The following is a 5,351-nucleotide window of genomic DNA, read 5'->3' as shown; positions in this document are numbered from 1 at the left end:
AGCCTGCGTTCGGCCAGCGTGGTTTAACGGGGCGCCTGAGATCAAGATCAAAAGCGCGGCGGCCTTAGAGCCGACCGGTATCTTGTGCCGATCCCGATCCAAATGTGGGAGGGGCGGTGCGACGATTCGACTTGCCCCCTCCCACATTTGGATTACGCAGCGTCAGATAGATACGCGTTGGCTGTCCGGCCGTCACGGGAGCAAGCCTCGAACATTAGTAACCGTTCAGAGCCCGCGAAAATCCCCGGCATTCAACCCAAGCCGATCCATCTTGTTGTAGAGCCCGCCCCGGGACACGTTCAACTGCCGGGCGGCCAGGCGGATATTGCCACCGGTGTTTTTCAGCGCGGCAACGATGGCGTGCCTTTCGTGACTGCTCAGGTCTTGGGTAAGTTGCGGCGCATAGGCATGGACCAGCGGACGAGGCCGGGTGTCCAGCGGCAAGTCGCCCGGCTGGATCAACTCCCCCATGGCCAGGTTGGTCGCCCGTTCGATGGCGTTTTCCAGCTCGCGCACGTTGCCCGGCCAGGCATGGGCGCAAAGCAGGGCCAGCGCCTCCGGGGAGAAGCCCTGCACCGATTTGCGCAACGAGCGCGCGCAGCGTTTGAGGAAGTGCCGTGCCAGCAAGGGAATGTCTTCGCGGCGCATCCGCAGCGGCGGCACCGTCAGGTTCAGCACATTCAGGCGGTAGTACAGGTCTTCGCGAAACGCGCCTTCGGCCACTGCCTGGCTGAGATTGCGGTGGGTGGCGGCGATGATGCGCACATCCACTTGGCGTGCGCTTTTTGCGCCAACCCGCGCGACTTCACCTTCCTGCAACACCCGCAACAGGCTGACCTGGGCGTCGAAAGACATGTCGCCAATCTCATCCAGGAAAATGGTGCCGCCATCGGCCAGCTCGAACTTGCCCGCCGAGCCGCCACGGGCTGAACCGGTGAACGCGCCCTCGACGTGCCCGAACAACTCACTCTGCACCAGGTCCCGTGGAATGGCGCCGCAGTTGACCGCCACGAACGGGCCGTGACAACGCTCGCTGGCATTGTGGATGGCCTGGGCGAACAACTCCTTGCCGGTGCCGCTTTCGCCAAGGATCAGCGTGGTGGAATCACTGCGGCTGGCGATGCGTCCCAGGTGCAGCGCGTCCTGGATCGCCTGCGACGCGCCCTGGATGGTGTCGAAGGTATAACGCGCCTGGGTGCCGACAATGCGCCGGGTGATTTCACGAATGCGCCGGTTTTCGCGCAGCGACACAATCACCCCGCCCTGCCCCAGCGGGCACACCGAGACCAGGCAGGCAAGTTGGCTGCGATCATGCAGCTGGAACGTGCAATCCAGATCGCGCACAGACTCGCCCAGCGCATCGCTCAATTCACTGCGGCCCAGGCACTGGAAGGGACTGCCAATCAGCTCCAGTCCCACCCCGAACAACTGCCGGGCATAGCGGTTAAGCGCCTTGATGCAGCCGCGTTCATCCACGACCACAAGGCCTTCGTTGAGCACTTCGAGCACGGTTTGCTGTTCTTCCAGCAGCGCTTGCAGCGCCATCTGCCGCGACACGGCTTCAGCGGCCGCCTGCACGGTGCCCAGGGTATGAAAGTGAAACCAGCCGGGTTCGGCGGTGAGCGTCAGCACGGCCAGGGTCTGGCCCTGGGCATTCTTGATCGGTGCGGCGGCGCAGTGCATGCGGCGCTGACGCAGGCCGACCGCGAAGTTTTCTTCGGCCAGCACATACACCAGATGATCTTCAGCCAGCGCCAGGCCGGTGCAGTTGGTGCCCTGGACCGATTCGAGCAGACGACTGCCCACGGGCGTGATATCCAGCCCGCAGAAGTACAAGGTGGTGCCCTCGCCATCGGTGAGGTTGATATGCCCGCGCGGGTTGTACGCCAGCAACCCCTGCATGACTTGCGCGGCGGCGGCGATCAGCACGCGGTGGTTGGCCAGCGTGGCCGCGAGGCTGTCGGCGGCGACGAAGCGGTAAGCGTTATCTGCCGGATCAATGTCGGCCTTGACGCTGCGCCGCCAGGAATCCCAGATGCTTTGACGAACCTGCGGCGGGCACTCTGACTGGCCGCGCAGGCAGGCCTGCCACGCCTGCTCCAACGCCGCGACCGGGCCGTCATTCAGCGCGGCGGGGCCCAGCGCCGTCAGGTAATCGAGGTCTTGCGCACTCATCGCCAGTGTCATAAGCGGCTTCCATGTTCATGTTGTCGACATGTCAGCATAGACATGTCATTTAAATGAACACTATTTTTTTAAAAACCTTTATATATCAGCGGCTTGTATTTTGGCACAGCCCTTGCTCTCGTCCCTTTGCCCGCCAGGACCGTCCTGGGGGGCCAACAATAAAAAGGGGTCATACATGAATACCAACAGCATTCGCCTGGGCTTGATCGGCGCCGGCCGCATGGGCAGCTTCCATGGCCTCACGGCCGCCCGGCACATTCCCGGCGCCTGCCTTGCCGCCATCGCCGATCCTACCCCGGGGCAAGCCGCACGTCTGGCGGCAGAACTGGGTGTGGACAAGGTCTACACCGACCCGCAGCAACTGCTCGACGACCCGGACATCGACGGCGTGCTCATCGCCGCCCCCGCCCGCAGCCATGCCGAACTGGTGATCAGCGCCGCCCGCGCCGGCAAGGGGATTTTCTGCGAGAAACCCATGGCCATTACCCTCGATGAAGCCGACCGCGCCATCGCCGCTGCCGCCGATGCCGGTGTGCCCCTGCAGGTTGGCTTCAACCGGCGTTTCGCCAAGAGCTTTCGCAGCGCACATCTGGACGTTGCCGCAGGACGCATCGGCACCCCGCAGTTGCTGCGCTCACTGACCCGCGACCCGGCATTGCACAACCCGGCTGCGTCACCGCAATGGGTGATTTTCCTGGAAACCCTGATCCATGACTTCGACACCCTGCGCTACCTCAACCCCGGTGCCGAAGCGGTGCAGGTGCACGTGATGGCCGACGCGCTGATCGCCCCGGCATACAAGAGCCAAGGCTTGCTCGACACCGCCGTGGTGACGATCCGCTTCGATAACGGGGCGATTGCCACCGCCGAAGCCAGCTTCCAGGCCGTGTATGGCTACGACGTACGCGGTGAAGTGTTCGGCAGCGCCGGCATGCTGACCATGGGCGGCGTGCAGGCATCCGACCTGGTGCGCTACCAGGCCCAAGGCATCCAGGCCGACACCCAGCGCCTGGACACCGACTTGTTGCGCGATGCCTACATCGCCGAGCTCAACCACTTTGTCGACTGCCTGCAAAGCGGCGCCAAGCCCCTGGCCAGCGGTGAAGATGCGCGTGCCGCCCTGGCAATTGCGCGCGCGTGTATCGAGTCCTACGAGCAAGGCACGGCGGTGACCCTGTGATCCCGTTCAAGCTGGCGGTCAGTGCCGAGATGGTGTTCCTTGACCTGCCGTTCGTGGAGCGGGTCAAACGGATTGATGCACTCGGTTTCAGCGCCGAAATCTGGAGCTGGGCAGACAAGGACATCAACGCCCTCGCCGCGACAGGCGCCGACTTCACCTCAATGACCGGCTACATCAGCGGCACGCTCACCGAGCCTGACGGTATCCGCCACTTGCTTGACAGCGCCCGTGAGTCCTTGAGCGTTGCCGAGCGCCTCGATTGCCCCAGCCTCAACCTGCACGGCACCGGCCTGGGTGACGGCGGCCTGCCGGTACAGCCCGTGAGCCGAACCACCGGGCGCATGTGGCTGAGCGCCTGCAAGGCCCTGGAAAGGATCGCGCGCCTGGGCGAGGACGCCGGCCGTGTGTTCCTGCTGGAAAACCTCAACACCGAGCTGGACCACCCCGGCACCCCGTTCGCTCGCGCCGACGACACCCTGGCCCTGATCGAAGCGGTGGGCAGCGCGCATTTGAAGATGAACCTGGACCTGTACCACGCCCAGATCGGCGAGGGAAACCTGATCGAGCTGATCCAGCGCGCCGGCCCCGCCATCGGTGAAATCCAGGTGGCCGACGTGCCTGGACGCCAGGAACCCGGTACCGGCGAAATCCATTACCCGGCGATAGCCAGGGCCCTTCATGCCATGGGCTACAGCGGCGTGGTCGGCCTGGAAGGCTGGGCCAGCGGCGACAGCGAAGTGGCCCTGGAGCGTTTTCGCCAAGCGTTCACCCTATAACAACAAGAGGAACACCTCATGCATCGCTATTCATTGATCGTGGCCACACTGTTACTGCTGTTCAGCCAATCGAGCTTCGCCGCGTATCGCATCGGCGTGAGCATCGCGCGGGTCGACGATAACTTCATGACCTACGTGCGCACCGGCCTTGAAGCGGCCGCCACGCAACAGGACGTGCAGATTCAGTTCGAGGACGCCCAGGGCGACGTGGTGCGCCAGCTCAATCAGGTCGAAGGCTTGCTCAACCAGAACGTCGACGCGGTGATCGTACTGCCGGTGGACACCGCCGCCACCGCCAACATCACCCGCGCGGCCGTCGCCAGCAAAACCCCGCTGGTGTACGTCAACCGCCACCCGGATGAACGCACATTGCCCGAGGGTGTGGTCACCGTGGCGTCCAACGACATTGAAGCCGGGCAATTGCAGATGCGCTACCTCGCGCAAAAACTCGGCGGCAAGGGCAACGTGGCGATCATCATGGGCGACCTGGCGCAAAACGCCACCCGAGACCGCACTGAAGGCGCCAGGCAGGTGCTCAAGGACTTTCCCGGCATCAGGGTTGTTGAGCAGCAAAGTGCCGAATGGCAACGCAGCAAGGCCATGGACCTGACCAGCAACTGGCTGCTGGCAGGCACACAGTTCGACGCGATTGTGGCCAACAACGATGAAATGGCGATTGGCGCCGCCATGGCATTACAGCAGGCGGGCAAGGCCAAGGGCGAAGTGGCGATTGTCGGTATCGATGGCCTGCCTGATGGGCTGGCGGCGATCCGGCGCGGCGTGCTCAGCGCATCGGTGTTCCAGGACCCCAAAGCCCAGGCGACCCAGGCCGTGCAGGCGGCAGTGCGGATGATCAAGGGCGAGCCGATTGAGTCGCAGGTGTGGGTGCCCTTCGAGCTGATCAAGCCCGAACAGGTGGCCGTCTTCGAGCAACGCTACAAATAAATCAAAGCCAAGAAGCTTCAAATGTGGGAGGGGCTTGCCCCCGTAACCGCCGGGCAGCCAACGCGTATCTACCTGATGTTTCGAGGTCCAAATGTGGGAGGGGGCTTGCCCCCGATGGCGGCCTCTGGGCCGACCAGGATGTTGGATTGGATTAAGTACATATCCGTTCCTGCGGTAACGGCGGCTGGCGGTTCCGCTTTTACAGCGGGTCACTTTTGGAAAAGAGCCCCAAAAGTAACCAAAAAGGCTCTTGCCCCACCACT

General features: G+C 63.5%; 4 protein-coding genes. 3 read left to right on the top strand and 1 reads right to left on the bottom strand.

Annotated elements, in window-relative coordinates; all coding sequences use genetic code 11:
• Positions 1–225 precede the first annotated feature (225 nt).
• Positions 226–2,187, bottom strand: coding sequence for a sigma-54 interaction domain-containing protein (locus tag BFQ04_RS20585; protein ID WP_065952341.1), 1,962 nt, complete (start codon positions 2,185–2,187; stop codon positions 226–228).
• Between the two features lie 175 nt (positions 2,188–2,362).
• Here BFQ04_RS20585 and BFQ04_RS20580 point away from each other — a divergent pair, with 175 nt between their 5' ends.
• From BFQ04_RS20580 to BFQ04_RS20570, 3 genes are read left to right on the top strand one after another with little or no spacing between them, the layout of a single operon-like run.
• Positions 2,363–3,367: a Gfo/Idh/MocA family oxidoreductase gene (locus tag BFQ04_RS20580; RefSeq protein WP_065952340.1), complete on the top strand. Its 1,005-nt coding sequence runs from the start codon at positions 2,363–2,365 to the stop codon at positions 3,365–3,367.
• Positions 3,364–4,143, top strand: a complete 780-nt coding sequence (locus tag BFQ04_RS20575; RefSeq protein WP_065952339.1) for a TIM barrel protein — start codon at positions 3,364–3,366, stop codon at positions 4,141–4,143. The genes BFQ04_RS20580 and BFQ04_RS20575 overlap by 4 nt, the downstream gene beginning before the upstream one ends.
• A gap of 18 nt (positions 4,144–4,161) precedes the next feature.
• Complete coding sequence (locus tag BFQ04_RS20570) at positions 4,162–5,088, top strand: sugar ABC transporter substrate-binding protein (protein WP_065952338.1); 927 nt, start codon at positions 4,162–4,164, stop codon at positions 5,086–5,088.
• The last annotated feature ends 263 nt before the right edge of the window (positions 5,089–5,351 follow it).

The sequence above is a fragment of the Pseudomonas sp. 37 R 15 genome, from assembly GCF_900004865.1.
Classification (GTDB): Bacteria; Pseudomonadota; Gammaproteobacteria; order Pseudomonadales; family Pseudomonadaceae; genus Aquipseudomonas; species Aquipseudomonas fluorescens_AM.
The sequence above is the reverse complement of the archived record's forward strand: the minus strand, read 5'-3'. Positions and strand labels throughout refer to the sequence as shown.